The sequence below is a fragment of the Achromobacter sp. 2789STDY5608621 genome (assembly GCF_001299375.1).
Lineage (GTDB): Bacteria > Pseudomonadota > Gammaproteobacteria > Burkholderiales > Burkholderiaceae_B > Achromobacter > Achromobacter insuavis.
Genome location: NZ_CYTU01000064.1, coordinates 1 through 21,401, shown reverse-complemented (window position 1 = coordinate 21,401; position 21,401 = coordinate 1). Strand labels below are relative to the sequence as shown.

21 protein-coding genes are annotated in these 21,401 nt (G+C 68.1%); 3 read left to right on the top strand and 18 right to left on the bottom strand.

The window, feature by feature from the left end; genetic code table 11:
* Positions 1–2: 2 nt before the first annotated feature.
* The 9 genes from flgJ to flgB form a co-directional block, all read right to left on the bottom strand.
* On the bottom strand, positions 3–986 hold the full coding sequence (gene flgJ / locus AOZ53_RS30480; protein WP_054435487.1) for a flagellar assembly peptidoglycan hydrolase FlgJ: 984 nt from the start codon (positions 984–986) through the stop codon (positions 3–5).
* A 5-nt stretch (positions 987–991) separates the two neighbouring features.
* Positions 992–2,128, bottom strand: coding sequence for a flagellar basal body P-ring protein FlgI (locus AOZ53_RS30475; protein WP_054435489.1), 1,137 nt, complete (start codon positions 2,126–2,128; stop codon positions 992–994).
* Positions 2,129–2,130: 2 nt separating this feature from the next.
* On the bottom strand, positions 2,131–2,823 hold the full coding sequence (locus AOZ53_RS30470) for a flagellar basal body L-ring protein FlgH (protein WP_035360293.1): 693 nt from the start codon (positions 2,821–2,823) through the stop codon (positions 2,131–2,133).
* Positions 2,823–3,608, bottom strand: coding sequence for a flagellar basal-body rod protein FlgG (gene flgG / locus AOZ53_RS30465; RefSeq protein WP_054490722.1), 786 nt, complete (start codon positions 3,606–3,608; stop codon positions 2,823–2,825). The genes AOZ53_RS30470 and flgG overlap by 1 nt, the downstream gene beginning before the upstream one ends.
* A 69-nt stretch (positions 3,609–3,677) precedes the next feature.
* Positions 3,678–4,439, bottom strand: coding sequence for a flagellar basal body rod protein FlgF (locus tag AOZ53_RS30460; protein WP_054435491.1), 762 nt, complete (start codon positions 4,437–4,439; stop codon positions 3,678–3,680).
* 38 nt (positions 4,440–4,477) lie between these two features.
* Positions 4,478–5,947, bottom strand: a complete 1,470-nt coding sequence (locus AOZ53_RS30455; protein ID WP_054435493.1) for a flagellar hook-basal body complex protein — start codon at positions 5,945–5,947, stop codon at positions 4,478–4,480.
* Positions 5,948–6,017: 70 nt separating this feature from the next.
* Positions 6,018–6,713 (bottom strand): flagellar hook capping FlgD N-terminal domain-containing protein, encoded by a 696-nt coding sequence (locus AOZ53_RS30450; RefSeq protein WP_054435495.1) that lies wholly within the window; start codon positions 6,711–6,713, stop codon positions 6,018–6,020.
* A 57-nt stretch (positions 6,714–6,770) separates the two neighbouring features.
* Complete coding sequence (gene flgC / locus AOZ53_RS30445) at positions 6,771–7,190, bottom strand: flagellar basal body rod protein FlgC (RefSeq protein WP_054435497.1); 420 nt, start codon at positions 7,188–7,190, stop codon at positions 6,771–6,773.
* Positions 7,191–7,212: 22 nt separating this feature from the next.
* Positions 7,213–7,620 (bottom strand): flagellar basal body rod protein FlgB, encoded by a 408-nt coding sequence (flgB, locus tag AOZ53_RS30440; RefSeq protein WP_006394438.1) that lies wholly within the window; start codon positions 7,618–7,620, stop codon positions 7,213–7,215.
* Positions 7,621–7,788: 168 nt separating this feature from the next.
* Between flgB and flgA the strand changes: the two genes are divergently transcribed.
* The 3 genes from flgA to AOZ53_RS30425 all read left to right on the top strand — a co-directional run bounded on the left by flgA (position 7,789) and on the right by AOZ53_RS30425 (position 9,446).
* A complete protein-coding gene (gene flgA / locus AOZ53_RS30435) occupies positions 7,789–8,496 on the top strand; it encodes a flagellar basal body P-ring formation chaperone FlgA (RefSeq protein ID WP_054435510.1) in 708 nt (235 codons plus the stop codon).
* 127 nt (positions 8,497–8,623) lie between these two features.
* A complete protein-coding gene (flgM, locus tag AOZ53_RS30430; protein WP_006394436.1) occupies positions 8,624–8,917 on the top strand; it encodes a flagellar biosynthesis anti-sigma factor FlgM in 294 nt (97 codons plus the stop codon).
* A gap of 52 nt (positions 8,918–8,969) precedes the next feature.
* Entirely contained in the window at positions 8,970–9,446 is a 477-nt protein-coding gene (locus tag AOZ53_RS30425; RefSeq protein ID WP_035361419.1) for a flagella synthesis protein FlgN, read from the top strand.
* An 87-nt stretch (positions 9,447–9,533) separates the two neighbouring features.
* On the opposite strand, the gene flhF is transcribed toward AOZ53_RS30425, so the two are convergent.
* The 9 genes from flhF to AOZ53_RS30380 form a co-directional block, all read right to left on the bottom strand.
* Complete coding sequence (flhF, locus tag AOZ53_RS30420) at positions 9,534–12,449, bottom strand: flagellar biosynthesis protein FlhF (protein ID WP_054490720.1); 2,916 nt, start codon at positions 12,447–12,449, stop codon at positions 9,534–9,536.
* A complete protein-coding gene (flhA, locus tag AOZ53_RS30415; protein WP_054479506.1) occupies positions 12,446–14,566 on the bottom strand; it encodes a flagellar biosynthesis protein FlhA in 2,121 nt (706 codons plus the stop codon). The genes flhF and flhA overlap by 4 nt, the downstream gene beginning before the upstream one ends.
* Positions 14,567–14,569: 3 nt before the next feature.
* The gene (gene flhB / locus AOZ53_RS30410) at positions 14,570–15,724 is read right to left on the bottom strand and encodes a flagellar biosynthesis protein FlhB (RefSeq protein ID WP_054435502.1); all 1,155 of its coding nucleotides are present in this window, start codon (positions 15,722–15,724) and stop codon (positions 14,570–14,572) included.
* A gap of 197 nt (positions 15,725–15,921) precedes the next feature.
* Positions 15,922–17,469, bottom strand: a complete 1,548-nt coding sequence (locus AOZ53_RS30405) for a methyl-accepting chemotaxis protein (RefSeq protein ID WP_231690713.1) — start codon at positions 17,467–17,469, stop codon at positions 15,922–15,924.
* A gap of 205 nt (positions 17,470–17,674) precedes the next feature.
* Complete coding sequence (cheZ, locus tag AOZ53_RS30400; protein ID WP_006387518.1) at positions 17,675–18,307, bottom strand: protein phosphatase CheZ; 633 nt, start codon at positions 18,305–18,307, stop codon at positions 17,675–17,677.
* Between the two features lie 8 nt (positions 18,308–18,315).
* Positions 18,316–18,705, bottom strand: a complete 390-nt coding sequence (cheY, locus tag AOZ53_RS30395; protein WP_006387517.1) for a chemotaxis response regulator CheY — start codon at positions 18,703–18,705, stop codon at positions 18,316–18,318.
* 50 nt (positions 18,706–18,755) lie between these two features.
* Complete coding sequence (locus AOZ53_RS30390) at positions 18,756–19,814, bottom strand: protein-glutamate methylesterase/protein-glutamine glutaminase (RefSeq protein WP_054490718.1); 1,059 nt, start codon at positions 19,812–19,814, stop codon at positions 18,756–18,758.
* 46 nt (positions 19,815–19,860) lie between these two features.
* Positions 19,861–20,697 (bottom strand): CheR family methyltransferase, encoded by an 837-nt coding sequence (locus AOZ53_RS30385; RefSeq protein WP_156333587.1) that lies wholly within the window; start codon positions 20,695–20,697, stop codon positions 19,861–19,863.
* A 26-nt stretch (positions 20,698–20,723) separates the two neighbouring features.
* The coding region (locus AOZ53_RS30380) for a methyl-accepting chemotaxis protein (RefSeq protein WP_231690712.1) at positions 20,724–21,401 on the bottom strand (678 nt) is incomplete at its 5' end.

Below are 21,401 nucleotides of genomic sequence, written 5' to 3'. Positions count from 1 at the left end.
ATTTAGAGTCCTTCCAACATCTGACGCGAAATATCGACCTTGGCGGCGGCGCCGCGCAGCTGGCTCATGACGCCGATCAATTTCTGCGCGTACTGCGGATCGGTGGCGTAGCCGGAACTCTGGATGCGGCGGGCGGCCTCGATCTCGTTGCGCGCCTGGGTCACGCTCTCATAGCGCGGACTGGTGCCGATCAGGCGGGCGTAGTCGGCGAACGATTCCTCGTAGGACGAATAGGCCCGGAAAGGTTGCGTCACCTTTTTCGCGACGCCGTCTTCGTATTCGGTGGTCAGCACATTGACGACCTTGCCCTTCCAGCTGGGGCCCGCCTTGATGCCGAACAGGTTGTAGCTGGTGCGACCGTCCTCGTGCTTGATCTCGCGCTGGCCCCAGCCGGACTCCAGGGCCGCCTGGCCCATGATGAGGCGGGCCGGCACGCCGCTCTGCTGCGAGGCCAGGGTGGCCGCGCGCGACATCTTCGACACGAAATTGATGACGTGCTCGGGCGCGCCCTCGGCCGCGGCCAGGGCCCGGTCGCTGGCGCGGTTGTTGCGCATCACATCCATCAGCGCCGACACCTGGCGCGAGCCTCCGGTCTGGAAATCCAGGTCGGTGCCCTGCCCCAGGCGTTGCACGGCCTCGGCCGGCAGGTCGCCGGGCTTGCCCTGCTGCATCTGCGCCAGGATCGACTGCGACAGGCCGATGCCGGGCGTGGCCAGGTGCAGCGCCAGCTGCTCGTCGGCCATGGATTGCAGCATCTGGGTCTGCTGCGAGTCGAACAGCCCTTCCTTGGGCGTCGCCTCGCGCATGCGCTTGAGCATCATCTGCAGGAACAGGGCCTCGAACTGCTTGGCCACCTGCTTCTGCTGTTCGGTGCCGGGATTGGCCGGGTCCTTGGTCACGTCGCGCTTCAGGTCCGACAGGCGACCCATGTCGAACACGGAATCCTGGCGACTGCCCAGGGACGCGGAAGTGTTGGTGTAACCCATGGCGGTCAGATGATTTCCAGCTCGGCGCGCAGGGCGCCGGCGCTCTTCATGGCCTGCAGGATCGCCAGCAGGTCCTGCGGCGTGGCGCCCAGGGCGTTCAGGCCCTTGACCACGTCAGCCAGGTTGGCGCTGGTGCTCACGCGCTGCAGCGAGCCGTTTTCCTGGCGCACTTCGATCTGGGTGTTGGGCACCACCACCGTCTGCCCTTCGGTGAACGGCGTATCCGGCTGCGACACCTGGTTCTGGCGGTTGATGATGACCGACAGGTTGCCGTGCGCCACGGCGGCTTCCTCGATCATGACCGTGCGGTTCATGACCACCGAGCCGGTGCGGGCGTTGATGATGACCTTGGCCACGGTCGGGGCGCGCGCCACCTGCAGGTCCTCGACCTGCGACAGGAAGCGCGCCTGCGCCGATTGTTCCATGGGGCTGCGCACCTGCACCACGCGGCCGTCCAGCGCCGTGGCCGTGCCCTGCCCGAACTTGCGGTTCAGCGCCGCCACCACGTTCTGGGCGGTGCCGAAGTCGGTGTTGTTCATTTCCAGGTAGATGTAACCGTCACGCGCGAAGGTGGTCGGCACCCCGCGCTCGACGATCGCGCCGGCGCTGATGCGGCCGCCGTTGAGCTGGTTGATCTGCACGCTGGAACCGCCGGCCGAGGCGCCCGCGCCGCCGACCAGGATGTTGCCCTGGGCGATCGCATAGACCTGGCTGTCGGCGCCCTTGAGGGGCGTCATCAGCAGCGTGCCGCCGCGCAGGCTCTTGGCGTTGCCCATCGAGGACACCACCACGTCGAGCGTCTGGCCCGGACGGGCGAACGCCGGCAGGGTCGTGGTGACCATGACCGCCGCCACGTTCTTGAGCTGCATGTTGCTGCCGGCGGGCACGGTGATGCCCAGCTGCGACAGCATGTTGGTCAGGCTCTGCTGCGTGAACGGCGTCTGGCGCACCTGGTCGCCGCTGCCGTCCAGCCCCACCACCAGGCCATAACCGATCAGCTGGTTGCCGCGCACCCCCTGAATGGAGGCCAGGTCCTTGAGCCGCTCGGCATGCGCCGCCGAGGCGCCGGCCAGCAGCCCCGCCGCGACACAGACGCGCGCCAGCAGGGACAGCAGGGCGGAAATCGGAGTGGGTTGTTTCATGGTCAGAACGGCGAAGCGATCAGGAAGAAGCGTTGCAGCCAGCCCATGGTCTGGACCTCGTCCATGACGCCCTTGCTGCGGTATTCGATGCGGGCGTCGGCCACCTGGGTGGACGACACGGTGTTCGTGCCGGTGATCGAGCGCGGATCGACCACGCCCGAGAAGCGCACGTATTCGCTGCCCCGGTTGATGGCGATCTGCTTCTCGCCGGCCACTTGCAGGTTGCCGTTGGACATCACGCCCACCACCGTGGTGGTGATGGTGCCGGTGAAGGCGTTGTTGGCCGTACTGTCGCCCTTGCCCTGCGACACGTTGCCGCCCTTGGCGTCGGTGTTCAGGTTGGCGTTGGCCCAGCTGTCCATGAACGACGGCGCGGCGGCGATGCCCAGGCTGGCGTTGCCGCTGCGGTTGGTGTTGGTCGCGACGTTCTTGGAGGCGTTGGTCTTCTCGTTCAGGACGATGGTGACGATGTCGCCGACGTTGCGCGGCCGGCGGTCCTCGAACAGCGGATAGTTGCCGTACGTCGTGGGCTGGTAGATCGAGCCGGTGGGCTGCGCCGTCGGCATCGGCGGCGCCGGCGGCGCGGCCGTCGTCGGCCCGGTCACGATGGGCTCGGGCGGAATCATGGCGCAACCGGCCACCAGCAACGCCAGGGCCGCACTCGAAACCAGACGCAGGACAGACGACATAGGCATCACAGTTGGGTCAGGCGGGCCAGCATTTCGTCCGAGGTCTTGGCGGCTTTGCTGTTCATTTCGTAAGCGCGCTGGGTCGTGATCATGTTGACCAGTTCCTCGGCCACGTTCACGTTGGAGGTTTCGACGTAGTTCTGCATGAACGTGCCGGCGCCGTCGACGCCGGGCTGCAGCAGGTTGGCCGGGCCGGAGGCGTCGGTTTCCAGGTACAGGTTCTCGCCGACGCTCTGCAGGCCGGTCGGGTTGATGAAGGTGGCGATCTGCAGCTGGCCGATCTGCACGTTGACGCCGGCCGCGCCGGGCTGCGTCACCGAGACGATGCCGTCCTTGCCGATGGAGATCGACAGGGCGTTGTCCGGCACGTTCATCGGCGGCTGGATCACGTAGCCGCTGACCGTGGTCAGCTGGCCGTTCTGGTCGCGCTGCAGCGCGCCGTCACGGGTGTAGGCCTGGGTGCCGTCGGGCAGTTCGACCTGCAGGAAGCCGCGGCCGTTGATCGCCACGTCCAGTTCGCCGCCGGTGTTGTTCAGGCCGCCGGTGGTGTGGATGCGCTCGGTGGCGGCCACGCGGGCGCCGGTGCCCAGCTGCAGGCCCGACGGCAGCTGCGTGGCGTCGCCGACCTGGGCGCCGGGCTGGCGCAGGGTCTGGTACATCAGATCCTGGAACACGGCGCGGCCGCGCTTGAAGCCGTTGGTCGAGACGTTGGCCAAGTTGTTGGAAATCACGTCCATCGAGGTCTGTTGACCTTCCAGGCCCGTCTTGGCAATCCACAGCGAACGCATCATGATGAAGTACTCCTGGTGCGGCGGCCCGGCCGCGCGCGAAAATTATTTGGTTCGGATCGGCTGACCGGATCAGGAAACCGAGAGGATGCCGTTGGCGCGCTCGGCGTTGCGATCCGCCTGCTGCACCACCTGCATCTGCTGCTCGAAGCGGCGGGCGTTCTCGATCATGCCCACCATCGCCGCCATCGGATTGGTATTGCTGCCTTCCAGCACGCCGGACAGCACCCGCAGGCTGGGGTCGGCGGGGGCCGGCGGCGCCGGCTGGCCATTGACCGGCGCCAGGCGGAAGACGCCGTCGTCGCCGTGCACCAGTTGCGCTTCCGGCGGGTTGGCGAGCTTGATGCGGCCCAGGTTCAGGATGTTGTTCGGGGCATCGCCGGCGCCAATGGCGGTGATGGTGCCGTCCGAGGTGATCGTCAGCGCCGCCTGGTCGGGCACGTCGATGATGCCGTTCTGGTCGGACATCACGGGCTGGCCCAGCGAGGTCTGCAGCAGGCCGTTCACGCCCACCTGCAGGCTGCCGGCGCGGGTGTAGGCCTCGCCTTGCGGGGTCTGCACCGCGATCCAGCCGTTGGAGCTGGCCAGGGCCACGTCCAGGTCGCGGCCCGTGGTCTGCATGTTGCCCATCTCGAAGTTGTTGCGGGGCGTCGACGCCACCGTCGAAACACGCGTCGGCAGGCTAACGCCGTCGTTCACCGGAACCGACCGGTACAACGCGATCTGCTCGCGAAAGCCCGGCGTGTTCACGTTGGCCATGTTGTTGGAGAGCGCGGCCTGATGCTCCGTGATCCGCGCTGCGCCATTCATGGCGGTGTAGATGATTCGATCCATTGCCTATTCCGTCGGTGTCGTCGCGTGCCCGTCAGCCATTACTTCAGGTTCATCAGGACTTGCATGATTTCGTCCTGGGTCTTGATGGTCTGCGAGTTGGCCTGGTAGGTGCGCTGGGCGATGATCATGTTGACCAGCTCCTTGCTCATGTCCACGTTCGAGGCTTCGGTCGCCTGACCCACCACCTTGGACATGCCGTTGTTGCCCGGCTGGCCCAGGATCGGCTGGCCCGACGAAGCGGTTTCCTTCCAGGCGTTGTTGCCCACCGGCTGCAGGCCCTGCAGGTTGGCGAAGTCGGCCAGCACGATGGTGCCGACGATCGAGGTTTCGCCGTTGGTGTAGCTGGCCACCAGGCTGCCGTCGGCGCTGATGTTGATGCCGCGGAACTCGCCCGAGGAGTAGCCGTCCGGCTGGGACTTGAGCGCGTAGGCGCTGCCGTACTGCGTGGTGCCGGCGTAGTTCACGGCGATCGCCATCGGATCGGCCGGGGTGGTGCCGCCGCCCGGCGTCGCGAACGACAGGTTGACCGTGGCGGCGCTGGTCATCACGCCGGCCTTGTTGAACGTGAACTGGGTCGGATTGCCCCACACGCCGCCCGCCTGGGTGGTCGGCGCCATGGCCTGGCCGTCGATGGTGTAGTAGACGTCGTAGACGCTGTTGCCGGCGGCGTCGGCGGCGCGCTTGGCAAAGTACTGCATCACCTGGTGCGAGTTGCCCAGCGAGTCGTAGACCGTCATGGGCGAGGCGTTGGTGTAGCTGCCGGGGACCTTGGGGTCGAACGGCTTGCCGACTTCGGTCACGGCGGCGGTGAAGTCGACGAAACCGGGGATGACGTTCAGGTTGCCGGCGGTGACCTGGCCGGTGCCGTCGATGGTGACGGTATTGGGCGCGGTGCCGTAGGTGTTGGCCGGCGGGTTGCCCGGCGCCCAGGTGATCGCGCCGCCAGGCGCCTTGGTGAAGGTGTAGGCGGTGCCGCCCAACGTCACGGAGCCGGGCACGGCCGGCGACGTCACGGTGTCGACCTGGTAGATGACCTTGGCGTTGGCGTCCAGGTTGGCCACGGTGGTGGCGGTCGAGGTGGCCTTGGGCGCCACGTTGGCGGTGGGCAGCTGCAGTTCGACCGGGTTGGCGCCGATGCCGCCGTTGGGGTAGCCGGTCAGGCGATAGCCCTGCGCGTTGACGATGAAGTTGTTCTTGTCGACCAGGAACTCGCCGTTGCGGGTGTACATCACGGCGCCGCTCTGGTCGGTGACGCGGAACATGCCCTTGGCGCCATCGATGGCGATGTCATATTCGCCGCCGCCGCCGTTGACCGTGCCCACCGTGAAGCGCTGGGTGATCGCCGACACCTTGGTGCCCAGGCCGACGCGCGAGCTGGCGTAGACGTCCGCGAACGACGCGGTCGACGACTTGAAGCCGACGGTGCCCGAGTTGGCGATGTTGTTGCCGATGACGTCCAGGTTCTGCGCCGCGGCGTTCAGGCCGCTCAATCCTTGTCCGAAACCCATGTTTTCTCTCGCTAATCTTTAAAGGGGAAACCGCCGCCGTGGCGCCGGCTGATAATCAAACCGGCTGGCCTCAGCCGATCACCTTGCGCACATCCAGCATGCTGGTCTGGCCATCCAGGCCCATATCCAGGCGCAGGCCGTTGGTGGAGTAGGCCACGCTCTTGACCTTGCCGTACTTCAGCACTTCGGCGGCCACCTTCTTGTCATCGCCATCCGTGGCCAGGACGGACACGGTGTAGGCGCCCGCATCCATTGCCACGCCGGCGTCGTTCTTGCCGTCCCAGTCCAGCGTGTACACGCCGGCCTTCTGCTCGCCCAGCTCGATGGTGCGCACGACCTGACCGTTGGCGTCGGAAATGCGCACCTGGACCTTGGCGGCGTCCTTCTGCAGGTCGATGCCGTAGGGCGTGACCACGCGTTCGGAGGGGTTCGCGGCGTCCACGCCGACCTTGACGGCCGAACCGGGCACCAGCACACCCTTGCCGATCATCGCGACCGCGTTCATGGATTGCGACACGTCGATCTGGCCGCTGATGGCCAGCATGGTGTTCTTGAGGTTGGTGATGCCTTCCACGGTGGAGATCTGCGCCAGCTGCGAGGTCAGCTCGGCGTTCTGCATCGGGTTCAGCGGATCCTGGTTCTTGAGCTGCGTGACCAGCAGCTTCAGGAACTGGTCCTGCAGGCCCTGGGCGGTGCTGGAGCCGTTGGCGCCGCTTTGCGCCAGGCCCAGGCCGGTCTTGCTGGTGGATTGGTCAACGGTGGTCATGGGTTCACTTCTTCAAAGACTTCCGCGCGGGCGGCGCGGCGCGCGGAATCAGACGGATCAGGATTGGCCGATGGTGAGGGTTTTCTGCATCAGACTCTTGGCGGTGTTCAGCACCTCGACGTTGGCCTGATACGAACGCGACGCCGCGATCATGTTGACGGTTTCCGCGATCGGATCGACGTTGGGCATGCTGACGTAGCCCTGCGCGTCGGCCATCGGATGCTTGGGGTCGTAGACCTGCTTGAGGGGGGACTGGTCCACCACCACGCCGGCCACGCGCACGCCGCCGATCTCGCGGCCCTGCGTCTGGCCGGCCGGCGGGTTGACCTGGAACACCACCTGGCGGGCCCGGTACGGCTGGCCGTCGGGACCGACCACGCTGTCGGCGTTGGCCATGTTGCTGGCCGCCACGTTCATGCGCTGTGACTGCGCGCTCAGCGCCGAACCGGCGATATCGAAAATGCTCAACAAGGACATTGCCTGCGGTTCCCTATGAAAATCAATCCTGGATGGCGGCCATCATGGTCCGGATGCGACCCGACAGCAGCTGCATCGTGCTCTGGTAGTGCAAGGTGTTGTCGGCGAACTGGACCCGTTCGATGTCCATGTCGACCGTGTTGCCGTCCATGCTGGGCTGGTACGGCAGGCGGTACAGCAGATCGGTCGGCCCCTGCGACACGGCCTTGGCCGGGATGTGGCGCGCCGACGTCAGGGTCAGCGAGGTATCCGGCAGGCGCTTGGTGCCTTCCATGGCGTTCTGCATCGCCGTCTTGAAATCGAAGTCACGCGCCTTGTAGTTGGGCGTGTCGGCATTGGCGATGTTCGAGGACAGCACTTCCTGGCGCTGCGCGCGCAGTCCCAGGGACTGCTGGAAGAAGCGGAAATCTTCATTAAGCCGGTCTAGCATCGGGTCGCCTTGAATACGGATGAAACCCGGGACAGCGGACGCACCGTTATCCCATTGGATGACGGCATCATAGAAGCGGGTGCCTCAACACAATCAGCCAAATAACCCGTCATTTCTCATCCAATTCACGTATTGCCAAGCCGCGCGGGCTTCTACAATTCGGACATGATGAAATTCCCCGCAAAGCTCCGCGCGCGCGCCGCCTGCCTGGCCGCCCTGCTGCTGGCCCCGACGGCCCAGGCGCAGGACGCCGCCGTCCAGGCGCCGGAGGCGATCATCATCGCCGCGCAGACCTATTTGCTGGAACAACTGGCCGCCCTGCCCGGCCAGGCATCGGTGGCCATCGATCCGCCGCGGGCGGACCGCCTGGCGCCCTGCGATGCCATGTCCCCATTTATGCCCTCGGGCATGAAGCTGCGCTCGCGCATGACGGTCGGCGTGCGCTGCAATGCGCCCAAGCCCTGGACCACCTACGTGCAGGCCACGGTCAGCGTGCCGGGCTACTACTACGTCGCTTCGCGCATGATCGCCGCTGGCCAGGCCCTGACGCCCGCCGACCTGGCGCCGCGCGACGGCGACCTGGTGGCCCTGCCCCCGGGCGTCATCACCAATCCCGACACGGTGGTCGGCATGACGGCGGCCTACCGGATCAACGCCGGCCAGCCGGTCAAGGGCGCCGCCCTGCGCAACGCCCAGTCGGTGGTGCGCGGCTCGAACGTCCGGATCAACGCCCGCGGCAAGGGTTTCGTGGTCAGCAGCGAGGGGCAGGCCCTGGACAACGCGGCGCCGGGCGCCACGGTCCAGGTCCGCACCGCCAGCGGACAGGTGGTCAGCGGCGTGGTGCGCAACGCAGGCCTGGTCGAAATACAACTTTAGTCAATGTTACATATCGCGTTGCGGCAAGCGCCCTCCTGCCCTAAAGTTCCTTCCGACCCTGTCGTTACAGAGACATAAGTAGGCGGAGCCGTCGCAAACCGACCCAGGACGCCCTGCGGAGAAAACCTTGAAAATCAATTCGACAACCAACCGGCCCATCTCGGCAGATGCGGTCAGCCCTCGCGCCGAGTCCGCGGTCGCCCAGGCCTACGGCGCCGGCAGCGGCAGCGGCGCCAGCAGCTCGCAGGTCGCGCTGAGCTCGGCCTCGCGCAAGATGCTGGCCCTGCAGGACGGCTCGAACGACATCAACGTCGAGCGCGTCGCCGCGATTCGCGCCGCCATCGCCTCGGGCCAGCTCAAGATCGACACCAGCCGCATCGCCGATGGCCTGATCGCCAGCGCCCGCGACCTGCTGAAGTAATAGCGTTTTTGCAAGATCGCCGTTTTTTCGACCCGTCCGCCCGAGTATGACCATGAGCCCTGTCGAGTCCCTGCAAGCCTGCATGAAGCAGGAAGATGCCCTGATCACCGAGTTTTCCTCCATCCTGGAAGAAGAAACCAAAGTGCTGGTCGGGCCGGGCAACGTCGACGCGCTGCATGACATCACCGAGCGCAAGGGCAATATCGCCCAGCAGCTGGTCGACCTCAGCCACACCCGCGACGGCCTGCTGGCCGAAATCGGCCTGCCCGCCGGCCACGCCGGCACCGAGCAGGCCGCCGTGCAGCACCCGCAACTGTCCGACGTCTGGCAGGCCCTGCTGGCCAAGTCGGCGTCGGCCAACGAAATCAACATGCGCAACGGCGCCCTGATCGACGTGCACCTGCGCTATACCCAGCAATCGCTGGACGCCCTGCGCCAGATCGGCGGCCTGGGCGGCACCTCGACCTACGACGCCCAGGGCCGCGGCGCCCGCGCCACGCCGGGCCGCAAGCCCATCGTCGCCGGCTGAGCCGGATCCCGACGCCCCAAGACAAACAGCCCGCTTTCGCGGGCTGTTTGTCTTGGCGGCCATGCGGCCGTCCCGAGTCGGGGCGCGCTAGACGCCGCCGGCCATTTCCAGCATGGCGAACATCTTCAGCAGCGCCACCGGCAGCAGGCGTCCGGACAGCTTGCGCTCCGGGCTGACGACGCCAGCCAGCGTAGCGCGCACGCCGTCCGCCGCCGACGCATGCGCCAGCTGCCAGCAGGCCGCGCCCAGCTGGCCGGCCATGAGCGACTGCCGCGCCAGCGTATGCGAGCCGTCGACCGCGGGCAGCGCCTGCCAGGCATTGGCCATGTAGCGGAACCCGGCTCGCGCCTCTTCCTGCAGCACCAGCCAGCGCGCCACCGTGGCGGCGTCCGCCTGGCCCGCGGCCAGGTTGGTCAGGCCGAACAACTGGCCGGCCACTTCGCCGCTGGCGGTATCGATCAGGCGGGCGCACACCAGCCGGAAGCGGGTCTCGTCGCCGCGGCCCGGCAAGCCGATCTCGGTGCCCGAGGCCCACAGCGCCAACGGCGCCGGCCGGGCGCCGGGCACGGCGCGCAGGCCGGGCATGTCGCCCGGCTGGCCCACCGGCAGGTAGCCGACGCTCTTGCCCACCGCGTTCAGGTTGGTCGGGCATTCATCCTGGATCACGCGCATGCCGCCCGGGCTGCGCGCCACCCACGACACGCCCTGCTCGCTCAGGCTCTGCCACAGCGCCGAAGTGCCGGCTTCCAGCATGTGCACGGCCGGCACCTGGGCCAGTTGCTCGTTCAGCCAGCGCACCCGCGCTTCCAGGGCCACCGCCGTGTCCGGCTGCGCGGCGGCGGCCGGCGCGAACGACGACAGCATGCCGTGCGGCAGCACCAGCTGTTGCGCCGGCGCCGCCAGGGCTGCGCCGCGGTCGCTCATCAGCACCGCGCTGAGCAGCGTGCCGCCGGGCAAGGCCTCGCCCTTCATGCTGGTCTTGCCGTGCATGACCAGCAGGTTGCGGCTGCAGGCGGTGGAGAATTCGCGCCGCACCATCGCCAGGGGCGTTTCGCCCAGCGCCGCGAGGCTCGAACCCGCGCCGTCGCTGACATACTCGCGCCACGAGGCGCGGGCCTGCACGCAGGCCGGGTCGCTGTCGAGCCAGCCCAGGGTGTCATCCAGGTTCTGCGCGGCCTCGATCGTGCCGGCGCCGCCCTGCGGACGCAGGATCGCCGAAGCCAGCAACTGGCGGCGGCGGGCGGGATCGACGGTCGTCTCGGTTTCGCGCGGCGTCGACCACAGCGACGCCATGTCGGCCTCGCTGGGCGAATACAGGGCGCGGGCGCGCTCGACCATGGCGAAGGCGCGGTCGATGAGCGCATCGGCGCGCGCCAGCTCCAGGTGCTCCGGCACCTTCTGGCCGATCGACGAATAATGGATCGGCAGCCGGTGGCGGATCGCCGTGTCCAGCGCCGCGCCCAGGCGCGAGGCCTCGTCGAGCTTGGTGATGATGCAGCCTGCCACGTCCTCGCCGACGCCGTTGCGATAGGCGTGGGCGACTTCGTCCAGCGTGTCGCCCTGGCTGGCGGCGTTGAGCACCAGCAGGCGGCGCACCGGCTTGCCAGCGTTGCACAGCATCGCGGCCTGCTCGGCCACCTGGCGGTCGCGCTGGCTGATGCCGGTGGTGTCGATCAGCACGATCTTGCGATTGCCCAGCTCGGCCAGGATGCGGCGCAACTCGCCGGCATCGCGCACCGAGTGCGCAGGCACGCCCATCAGGCGGCCATAGATCTGCAGCTGCTCGAGCGCCCCGATCCGGAAATTGTCGGTGGTCAGCATCGCCACCTGCTCGCGGCCTTCGCGGGCGACGCAGCGCGCCGCCAGCTTGGCCAGCGTGGTGGTCTTGCCGACGCCGGTCGGGCCGACCAGCGCATACACGCCGCCGCCCAGGAATTCATCTTCCGAGCCCAGCACCGGCAGGTGCGTGACCAGTTCATTGCGGGCCCAGGCCAGCGCGGATTCGGCGCTCATGCCTTGCGGCATGCGCTCGACCAGCGCGCGGACCAGCTTGGTGCTGAAACCGGCGTCCAGCAGGCTGCGGAACAAGGCGGCGCCCGCCGGCTCGCGGCCGGGTCCCTGGCGTCCGCCCCACAGCAAGCCGTCCATGCGGCTTTCGAGCGCGCCGCGCAAGGCGCTGATGGCGTCCTGCAAGCCCGCCGCGGCGTCGCCGGGCAGCGCCGCGGGCGGCATCCCCGGACCATTGCGCAGCGGCGCATCGGGCATGCGCGCCATGGGCGACGGCGCCATGGGCGGCATCTCTCGCGCAGGCGGCAAGGCCGGCATTTCCATCCGCACCGGCGCGGCGGGCGCCATCACCGCGGGCGCGGCCGCTTCCGCCGTCACGGCGGGCGGCGCGGCGACCGGCGCCGGCGCCAGGGCGGGCGGCGCCTGACGCGCGACGGGTTCGGGCGACACCTCCGGCTCGGGCAGAGACTGCGCGGCGTAGGTCGACTGGTAGGCGGCGATCGAACGCGACGGCACCGCGTAGGCGGGCTGCGCAGCGGCGACGGACGCCGGCGGCGCACCGTAGGCAGGCTGGGGCGCGGCGACAGGAACCGGCTGCGCGACCTGGGCCGGTCGCGGCGCGGCGACGGACGCTGGCGGCGCACCGTAGGCCGGTTGCGAGGCGCTCGGCGCCGCGCCATAGGCGGGTTGCGGCGCGGCGGCGGCGGCCGGCGCGCCATAACCGGACTGCGCGCCATAAGGCGGTTGCGAGGCCGTGGCCGGCGTGGCGCCATAGCCGGGAGGCGGCGCCAGGTTGGCGGGCGCGGCATACCCCTGCGGCGTCGGCGTCTGCGCCTGCGGCGACGCGTCGTCGAACGCGCCGTCCACCGTGGCCAGCACCTCGATGCCGCCATCCACGCTGCGGTTCGACACGATCAGCGCGTCAGGACCCAGCACCTGGCGCACCTGGCGCATGACGTCACGGCTGTTGGCGCCGAAGAAGCGGCTTATTTTCATTGACCATTACCTCCGCCGATGAGCGCCGTCACGCGGACCATGCGCTCATCCGGAATTTCCGTATTCGACAACACACCCAGCTGCGGCAGGTGGTGGCGCAGGAAGCGTGACAACGGCGCGCGCAGCACCGGCGACACCAGCAGCACCGGCGCGTTGCCCTGCGATTCCTGGCGCTCGACCGCCGCCTGGGTTTCGCGCAGCAGGGTGTCCGCCAGGCCCGGCTCCAGGCCGCCGCTGGTGGTCAGCGCCTGCGACAGCACGCGTTCGAGCTTGACGTCCAGCCCGATCACGCGCAGTTCGCCCTCGCCCGGGAACCATTGCTGGGTGATGGCGCGGCCGAGCGAGCGGCGCGTCAACGCGATCAGCTCGTTGATGTCGGGCTGGCCGCCCGTGCCGGCCGCCAGCGCCGCCAGGCGCGGGCCATGCTCGGACAGGGTGTCGATGATGGTGCGCATGTCGCGGATCGGCACTTCCTCGGCCAAGAGGCCCTGCAGCACCTTCTGCAGCGCCGTGAGCGACAGCGTCTTGGGCACCAGGTCCTCGACCAGCTTGGGCGCGTCGCGGCCGATGCGGTCCAGCAGCTGCTGCACTTCCTGGCGGCCCAGCAGGTTGGAGCCGTGGCGGTGCATCAGGTGGTTCAGGTGGGTGGCCACCACGGTGCCGGCATCCACTACGGTGTAACCGACCACCTGGGCCTGGTCGCGCAGGCTGCCGTCGATCCACAGCGCCGGCAGGCCGAAGGCCGGGTCGGTGGTGGGCGTGCCCTTGATCTGCATGGTCACGCCGCCCGGGTCGATCGCCAGCCACTGGCCCGGCATGGCCACGCCGTGGCCGATCTCGACGCCGGACAGCAGGATGCGGTAGTCGTTGGGCTTGAGTTCCAGGTTGTCGCGGATGTGCACCACCGGCGGCAGGAAGCCCACGTCCTGGGCGAATTTCTTGCGCAGGCTGCGGATGCGGTGCAGCAGTTCGCCGTTCTGGGCGTGGTCGACCAGCGGGATCAGGCGGTAGCCGACCTCCAGGCCGAGCTGGTCCACCATCGAGACGTCGTCCCAGCTGGCTTCGGCCGCCGCGGCCTGCGCCTGCGTCACGGCCTGCTGCGGCGCCTCGCTGGCCGCCACCTCGGCGGCCTTGCGCCGCTTGAGCATCGCCCACCCGCCCCAGGCCAGCGCGCCGGCCAGCGTCAGGAAGGCGATGTGCGGCATGTTGGGAATCAGGCCCATGATGCCGATGATGCCAGCGGTCAGGAACATCACGCTGGGGTTGGAGAACAGCTGGCTGATGATCTGCTGGCCGATGTCCTGGTCGGTCGACACACGCGACACCACCACGCCGGCGGCGGTCGAGATCACCAGCGCCGGGATCTGCGCCACCAGGCCGTCACCGATGGTCAGCAGCGTGTAGACGCGGGCCGAGTCGCTCATCGACATGTCGTGCTGCGCCACGCCCACGATCAGGCCGCCGATGATATTGATCGCCATGATCAGCAGGCCGGCGATGGCGTCGCCGCGCACGAACTTGCTGGCGCCGTCCATCGAGCCGAAGAAGTCGGATTCCTGCGACACCTCGGCGCGGCGCTTGCGGGCCTCGTCCTCGCCGATCAGGCCGGCGTTCAGGTCGGCGTCGATCGCCATCTGCTTGCCGGGCATGGCGTCCAGGGTGAAGCGCGCGCCGACTTCGGCGATCCGCCCCGCACCCTTGGTGATGACGATGAAGTTGATGATGGTCAGGATGATGAAGACGATGATGCCGACGGCGAAGTTGCCGCCCACCAGGAAGTGGCCGAAGGCCTCGATCACCTTGCCCGCGGCGTCCGGGCCGGTGTGGCCGTGCAGCAGCACCACCCGGGTCGAGGCGACGTTCAGCGACAGGCGCAGCAGCGTGGCGAACAGCAGCACGGCCGGGAAGGCGGCGAAATCGAGCGGCTTGCGGGTGAACATGGCCACCAGCAGGATCATCACCGACAGCGCGATGTTGAAGGTGAACAGCAAGTCCAGCAGGAAGGTGGGCAGCGGCAACACCATCATGCCCAGCACCATCACGATCAGGATGGGGCCGGCCAGGAGCCGCGCATGCGCGGCGCCGTTGCTTTTCAACATGGTGAGCAGAGCGCTCATTCCTTAGACTCCTTGTGCTGCGGTCTTTGCCTGCGGGTCCAGCGCGGCCGGCACGGGCAGGGACTTGGGCGCCGTCGGTTCGGCCCCCCATCCCGAGCGCCACGAGCGCAACTGGAAAACCCACGCCAGCACTTCCGCGACCGCGGTATATAGCTCGGCCGGGATTTCATGCCCCAGCTCGACGTGTTGATACAAAGCGCGCGCCAGCGGCGGCGCTTCCAATGTGGGAATGCGATGCTCGGCGGCCAGTTCGCGGATCTTGGCCGCCACCAGCCCGGTGCCCTTGGCCAGCACGCGCGGCGCGCCGTTCTTGTCTTCCTCGTACTTCAGCGCCACGGCGTAGTGGGTCGGGTTGGTCACGACCACGTCGGCCTTGGGCACCTCGGACATCATGCGGCGGCGCGCGGCCTGGCGCTGCTGCTGGCGGATGCGGGCCTTGGTGTGCGGATCGCCTTCGCTTTCCTTGTGTTCCTGGCGTACGTCTTCCTTGGACATGCGCAGCTTCTTCAGGTGGCTCCAGATCTGCCACGGCACGTCCAGCAGCACGATCACCAGCAGCGAGGCGACGATGAAGGCGCTGCACATCGCCACCAGGCTCAGCGCCTTGGTCAGGGCGGCGGCCGGCGCCACGTGCATCAGGCCCAGCATGTCGTCGTGGTAGCGCCAGATGATCCAGACCGCCACGCCGCCCACCAGCAGGGCCTTGGCCAGCGCCTTGATCAGCTCGACCACGGTCTGCGACGAAAACATGCGCTTGAGGCCGGCGAACAGGCTGAGCTTGGAGAAATTCGGCGACAGCGGTTTGCCCGAGATGACGATGCCGCCCAGCAGCACGCTGGACAGCACGGCGATCACCGCCAGCAGGCCGAAGATCGGCAGAATCACCATCAGGGCGTGGCCGAAGCCGTTGACGGCCTGCTCGACCATCACGCCCGGGTCGGCGACCACGCGCTGGTCGAACGCCAGCCCGTTGCGCAGCACCCCGCTCAGTCCCTGATAAATCGTGCCACCGCCGGCCCAGATCGCCGCGACACCGGCGGCCAGCATCATGAACGTGCCCAGTTCCCGGGAACGCGCAATCTGCCCCTCCTCGCGCGCCTTTTCCAGGCGCCTGGGAGAGGCGGCTTCGGTTTTCTCGAGGTCGCTTTCTTCGGCCATGCTCTGCGGTGTCGTTGCGGCTCGCGGATTGACGGATTACGAGCTGCCCGCCGAGATTCTAGGAGGCCTGGGCCTTGGGCGATAAGCCAAGAAACGGGGGGAAAGCGGCGCTATTCCCGGATGCGCCCGGACCGGGCCGGCCGGGGCGGGCCGGCGACCGGGCGCCCTGCCCCGCCTGCCTGGCGGATCGGTCTGGTTCAGCCGGCCGCCGCGACCACCGGCCGGGCCGATCCGCCGGCGTCCAGGGTGGCCTGGAAACGCACGTAATCGAGCCCGATCCGCACCGCGCCCCAGTGCTCGCCGTCCAGGAACAGGGGCACGGAGATGTCGTTGACGATCTCGCCGGTATCACGGGAATAGGTCTGAAACAGCAGGGTTTCGGTGTTGGCGGCCAGCCGCGCCCCGACCGGGTCGTCGAAGATGCGCTTGTGCCGCACCCGGGCGATGTCCTGGGCCGGGTCGCCGCTGGGCGGGTGCGAATAGCGGCTGTTGTGCGCCGGGGCGTAGCCGCGCGCATCCACCAGCAGCGCATAGCTGCCGCCCGGCACGGCCTCCAGCACGCGGTCCAGCAGGCGGGTCAGCGCCTCGTCGATGCTGCGGTCATAGGCGGTGTGGTAGCGCGGCGGTTCGCTGCCCGCGATCCGCTGGTAATGGCGGTCGAACACGTCCAGGCCGCGCTCGCGCGCATGGTCGAGCAGCCGGATCGCCGCCAGCCGGAAGGCGTCGAGCGTCTCGGACAGGCGGTCGAAGGCGGTATTGCCGGTGCGCATGTCCGACAACACCTCCTGCACGCTCTCGGTCTGGCGCCGGATGCGGTCGATCTCGCCGGACATGCTGGCCACCCGCTCGCGCACGTCGGCGCTCAGCGCGGCGATGCGGCTGACGTCCTGGCTCATGCCGTGATTGGTGGCGTCGACCTCGCCGATCGCCTGCACCACCTCGCCCACCTGGCGGTTCATGCTGTCGAAATCCCGCACGAAATGCTGGAAATCCTGGCGCGTCTTGTCCAGCACCGCGCCGGACGCGTCCACGTCCTCGCGCAGGGTGCCGGTCTGGCGCTGGGTCGAGTCGACCAGTTCCAGCATCTCGCCGGTATGGCGGCCGATGTCGCTGGTGGCGGCGTTGACCCGCTCGGCCAGCCGGCCGACCTCGCTGGCCACCACGGCGAAGCCACGCCCGGCGTCGCCGGCCCGGGCCGCCTCCACCCCGGCATTCAGCGCCAGCAGCTGGGTCTGCAGGGCGATGTCCTTGATGAGCTTGCTGATGTCGCCGACCGAGCGCGCCCGGCCGGTCAGCTGCGCCACCACGTCGGTGAAGGCCGCCATTTCGCGGGTCATGCGGTCGACCCGTTCCTTGACCTCGGACAGCTCGGCCAGCGCCTGTTCGGCCGCGCGCAGGTTCTGCCCGGAGACCTGGGCGATCTCGCGCGCATGGGTCGACGTCGAGGCCGACAGCGCCGCGATCTGGGCGCCGCTGGCCGCCAGCGCCTCGGCCGCGCGCGCCTGCTCCTGCGCCAGCAGCGCGCAGCGGCCGGCCTGGAACTGGGTCCGGGCGGTATTCAGGGCGATCTCGATGCTGGATTGCCGCACCGTGCTGATCCGGCTGCGGATGCCGGCCAGGAAGCGGTACAGCGGCCAGGCGGCCGGGCTGAGGGACAAGGGGCGTTCGGACAGCGTGGCGCGGCCGCGATTGAGCCGGCGCAACAACCCCCAGATACCTCCGAATCGGAATATGGATCTGGCCAAGATGGCACCTCCTTGTGCGGCCCGGATTGCCTTCTGTGGGCATCCGTTGCCTGGGCGCGATGCGCCCTGTCTCCTGCTGCGGCCCCGATTCTTATTGTTTCGCAGTCTACCCAAGGGCGCGCGTTCGCACCCTTAGGGAATACGACCATGCCCGGCCAGCGGGCATGGCGGCAGGCGGGCCCGCGCGGCCCGCCGCCCGGCAGGCTCAGAAGCCCAAACTGGCCAGCAGGTCGTCGACCTGGTCCTGGCTGGTGACCACATCGGTCTTGCCTTGCGGGCTGACCTGCGGGCCGTTGAGCAGGCTGTTGGCTTCGTCGCGGCGCTCTTGCGGCACGTTGTCCAGCAGCACTTGCAGCAGCTCGCGCTCGATCGCGCCGACCACGTCCATCATGCGCATGATGACCTGGCCGGTCAGATCCTGGAAGTCCTGCGCCATGATGATTTCCATCAGCTTGGACTGGGTCTGCTGCGTCTGCTTGGGCACGTCCTGCAGGAACGCGCGCGTGTCCTTGACCAGTTCGCGGGCCTCGGGCAGTTCCAGCGGCTGGTCGTACCATTGCTGCCAGCGACCGTCCAGCGCCTGCGCCGAGCGCGACATGCCGTCCTGGATCGGGCCGGCGGCCTCGGTCGCGTTCAGCACGCGGTTGGCGGCCTGTTCGGTCATCTGCGCCACGTAGCGCAGGCGGTCGCGCGCATCGGGGATGGCGTTGGCCGCGTCCTTGATCGCCTGGTCCAGGCCCAGCTCGCGCATGCTGTCGCGCAGCATGCGGGTCAGCGAGGCGATGCGGTGAATCAGGTCCGGGGATTCCGTCGAGTCATCATTCTGCGTCGTGCTCATTGCGCACCTCAACCGCCAATTTTCTCGAAGATCTTGACCAGCTTCTCTTCCAGCGTCGCCGCGGTGAAAGGCTTGACCACGTAACCGTTGGCGCCGGCCTGGGCCGCCGCGACGATGTTTTCCTTCTTGGCCTCGGCCGTCACCATCAGCACCGGCAGCGAGGCCAGGCTGGCGTCGGCGCGGATCTGCTTGAGCATTTCCAGGCCGTCCAGATTGGGCATGTTCCAGTCGGACACGACGAACTGGAAGCCGCCGTTGCGCAGCTTCTCCAGTCCGATCGCGCCGTCTTCGGCCTCATCCACGTTCTCGAAACCCAGCTCCTTGAGCAGGTTGCGGATGATCCGCCGCATGGTGGGGAAGTCATCCACCACCAGAATCTTGATGCCCTTGTCTACCATCTTTTACTCCAGAAGAAATTTGCTTGAGATCGATCGGGATCACAGCCGCGTCAAACGCGGTGTCCCCGGTCGCCCAGGCGAGTCAGAATGCGCTCACTCATTGCCGACAGCGGCACCACTTCGTCAGCCGCGCCAATTGCGATGGCCTCCCGGGGCATGCCGAAGACCACGCAACTGGCTTCATCCTGCGCAATGGTATGGGCGCCGGCTCGGTGCATGGCCAGCATGCCGGCCGCTCCGTCCTTGCCCATCCCGGTCAGGATGACGCCGATGGCGTTCTTGCCTGCCGCCACGGCGGCGGAACTAAACAACACATCCACCGACGGGCGGTGGCGATTGACCGGTTCGCTGGCTTCCAGCTCGATCACGTAGTTGGCGCCGCTGCGGCCCAGGCGCATGTGCATCTCGCCGCCCGGGGCCAGGTACACGTGGCCCGGCAGCACGCGCTCGCCGTGCACGGCCTCGCGCACCGTCACCGCGCACAGGGCGTCCAGGCGCTGCGCGAACGACCGCGTGAAGCCGGCCGGCATGTGCTGCGTGATCAGGATGGCCGGGCTGTCCGGCGGCAGCGGCTGCAACACCTCGCGGATGGCCTCGGTGCCGCCGGTGGAGGCGCCCACGATGACCAGTTTTTCCGAGCTGGCCAGCGGCCGGCGCAGCATCGGCGCCGGCGCGGGCGCCGGGGCGTGCGGGCTCGGCGTGCGCAGCTTGGCGCGCGAGGCGGCGCGGATCTTGTCGGCGATGATCTCGGTGTATTCCAGCAGGCCGTCGCGGATGCCCAGCTTGGGCTTGGTCACGAAGTCGATGGCGCCCAGTTCCAGCGCGCGCAGCGTGATTTCGCCGCCGCGCTCGGTCAGCGACGACACCATCACCACCGGCATCGGCCGCAGGCGCATCAGCTTTTCAAGGAAATCCAGCCCGTCCATGCGGGGCATTTCCACGTCCAGCGTCAACACGTCGGGATTGTGCTTTTTGATCAGCTCGCGCGCCACCAGCGGATCAGGCGCGGTCGCAACCACTTCCATATCCGGCTGGCTGTTGATGATCTCGGTCATCAGTCCGCGCACGAGCGCGGAATCATCCACACATAGAACTCTGATTTTCTGCATTGTTTACCGCCTCAGGCGGACCTGGAACCCGTCGCCACCGACAGGTCTAGGCCTTGCCCGCGCATTCGTAGACTGTCTGCCCGCGCAGACGGAAATCCCGACTGATATAGGTGAAGTTCTCGGAATGGCCCGCAAACAGCAGGCCGCCCGGCTTGAGCAGCGGAACGAACCGCTCAAGGATCTTCGCCTGGGTCGGCTTGTCGAAGTAAATCATGACGTTGCGGCAGAAGATGACGTCGAACTTCTCGCTGATCTGCCACGAGGGCGCGAGCAGGTTCAACGTCTCGTACCGCACCATGTCGGCGATCTCCGGACGCACCCGGACCTGCCCGGCGTTGGAACCGCGGCCCTTCAGGAAGAAGCGCTTGAGGCGGCTCTCTTCCATCTTGGCCACGCGCTCGGCCGGATAGACGGCCGCGCGCGCCCGGTTCAGCACGTTGGTGTCGATGTCGGTCGCCAACACCGAGCAGCCGCTGGCGCGTGGCCCGAGGGCCTCGGCCAGGGTGATCGCGATGGAGTACGGCTCTTCGCCCGTGGACGCCGCGCAACACCACACCGACACCGGGCCGCCGCGCTTTTGCACGAAGTCGGCCAGGATCGGGAAATGGTGCGACTCGCGGAAGAACGCGGTCAGGTTGGTCGTCAGGGCGTTGACGAAATCTTCCCATTCGGCCGCGTCCGGCTCGTTCTCGAGCTGGTCCAGATAGCTGCCGAAGTCCTGCCGGCCCAGCGCCCGCAGGCGCCGCGCCAGCCGGCTGTAGACCATTTCGCGCTTGTGCGCGCCCAGCGAGATGCCGGCGCGCGCGTGAATCATCTTGCGGACGCGGGTGAAGTCCGCGTCCCGAAAATCGAATTGGCGGTCCACCGGGATGGACGGCGCCATGTTTGCCGCTGTCGCCACTGCCGTCCTCAGCGCTCAAGAGCAAGCGCGTCAGGCGCTTGCAGCCGTGATTCGTCGGCGGCGGCGCGGCCCGAAGACAGGCGATGGGCCGGCACTTCGATCACTTCGCCGATGTTGACCTTGAACACCGCCACCGCTTCGGCCAGGCGCTGCGCCTGTTCCTGCAGCGAGCCGGCGGCGGCCGCAGCCTCTTCCACCAGCGCCGCGTTCTGCTGCGTCACTTCGTCCATCTGCGACACCGCGCGGTTGACCTGGTCGATGCCGCTCGATTGCTCTTCCGACGCCGCCGAGATCTCGCCCATGATGTCCGTCACGCGCTTGACCGACGCCACGATCTCTTGCATCGTCGCCCCGGCGCGTTCCACCTGCTGTGACCCCGCGCCCACCTTGGTCACGGAATCCTCGATCAGGCCCTTGATTTCCTTGGCCGCCTGCGCGCTGCGCTGCGCCAGCGAGCGCACTTCGCCCGCCACCACCGCGAAGCCCTTGCCCTGCTCACCGGCACGCGCGGCTTCCACCGCCGCGTTCAGCGCCAGGATGTTGGTCTGGAAGGCAATACCGTCGATGACCGACACGATTTCCGAGATCTTGCGCGAGCTGGCCGAGATGCCCTGCATCGTGTTGACCACTTCGGCCACCGCCGAACCGCCGCGCTCGGCCACGTCCGAGGCGCTGGCCGCCAGCTG

Excerpts from the sequence above, each read along its gene's own strand:
- flgJ (WP_054435487.1), bottom strand. The coding sequence starts at position 986 with ATGGGTTACACCAACACTTCCGCGTCCCTGGGCAGTCGCCAGGATTCC.
- AOZ53_RS30475 (WP_054435489.1), bottom strand. The coding sequence starts at position 2,128 with ATGAAACAACCCACTCCGATTTCCGCCCTGCTGTCCCTGCTGGCGCGC.
- AOZ53_RS30470 (WP_035360293.1), bottom strand. The coding sequence starts at position 2,823 with ATGCCTATGTCGTCTGTCCTGCGTCTGGTTTCGAGTGCGGCCCTGGCG.
- flgG (WP_054490722.1), bottom strand. The coding sequence starts at position 3,608 with ATGATGCGTTCGCTGTGGATTGCCAAGACGGGCCTGGAAGGTCAACAG.
- AOZ53_RS30460 (WP_054435491.1), bottom strand. The coding sequence starts at position 4,439 with ATGGATCGAATCATCTACACCGCCATGAATGGCGCAGCGCGGATCACG.
- AOZ53_RS30455 (WP_054435493.1), bottom strand. The coding sequence starts at position 5,947 with ATGGGTTTCGGACAAGGATTGAGCGGCCTGAACGCCGCGGCGCAGAAC.
- AOZ53_RS30450 (WP_054435495.1), bottom strand. The coding sequence starts at position 6,713 with ATGACCACCGTTGACCAATCCACCAGCAAGACCGGCCTGGGCCTGGCG.
- flgC (WP_054435497.1), bottom strand. The coding sequence starts at position 7,190 with ATGTCCTTGTTGAGCATTTTCGATATCGCCGGTTCGGCGCTGAGCGCG.
- flgB (WP_006394438.1), bottom strand. The coding sequence starts at position 7,620 with ATGCTAGACCGGCTTAATGAAGATTTCCGCTTCTTCCAGCAGTCCCTG.
- flgA (WP_054435510.1), top strand. The coding sequence starts at position 7,789 with ATGAAATTCCCCGCAAAGCTCCGCGCGCGCGCCGCCTGCCTGGCCGCC.
- AOZ53_RS30425 (WP_035361419.1), top strand. The coding sequence starts at position 8,970 with ATGAGCCCTGTCGAGTCCCTGCAAGCCTGCATGAAGCAGGAAGATGCC.
- flhF (WP_054490720.1), bottom strand. The coding sequence starts at position 12,449 with ATGAAAATAAGCCGCTTCTTCGGCGCCAACAGCCGTGACGTCATGCGC.
- flhA (WP_054479506.1), bottom strand. The coding sequence starts at position 14,566 with ATGAGCGCTCTGCTCACCATGTTGAAAAGCAACGGCGCCGCGCATGCG.
- flhB (WP_054435502.1), bottom strand. The coding sequence starts at position 15,724 with ATGGCCGAAGAAAGCGACCTCGAGAAAACCGAAGCCGCCTCTCCCAGG.
- cheZ (WP_006387518.1), bottom strand. The coding sequence starts at position 18,307 with ATGAGCACGACGCAGAATGATGACTCGACGGAATCCCCGGACCTGATT.
- cheY (WP_006387517.1), bottom strand. The coding sequence starts at position 18,705 with ATGGTAGACAAGGGCATCAAGATTCTGGTGGTGGATGACTTCCCCACC.
- AOZ53_RS30390 (WP_054490718.1), bottom strand. The coding sequence starts at position 19,814 with ATGCAGAAAATCAGAGTTCTATGTGTGGATGATTCCGCGCTCGTGCGC.
- AOZ53_RS30385 (WP_156333587.1), bottom strand. The coding sequence starts at position 20,697 with ATGGCGCCGTCCATCCCGGTGGACCGCCAATTCGATTTTCGGGACGCG.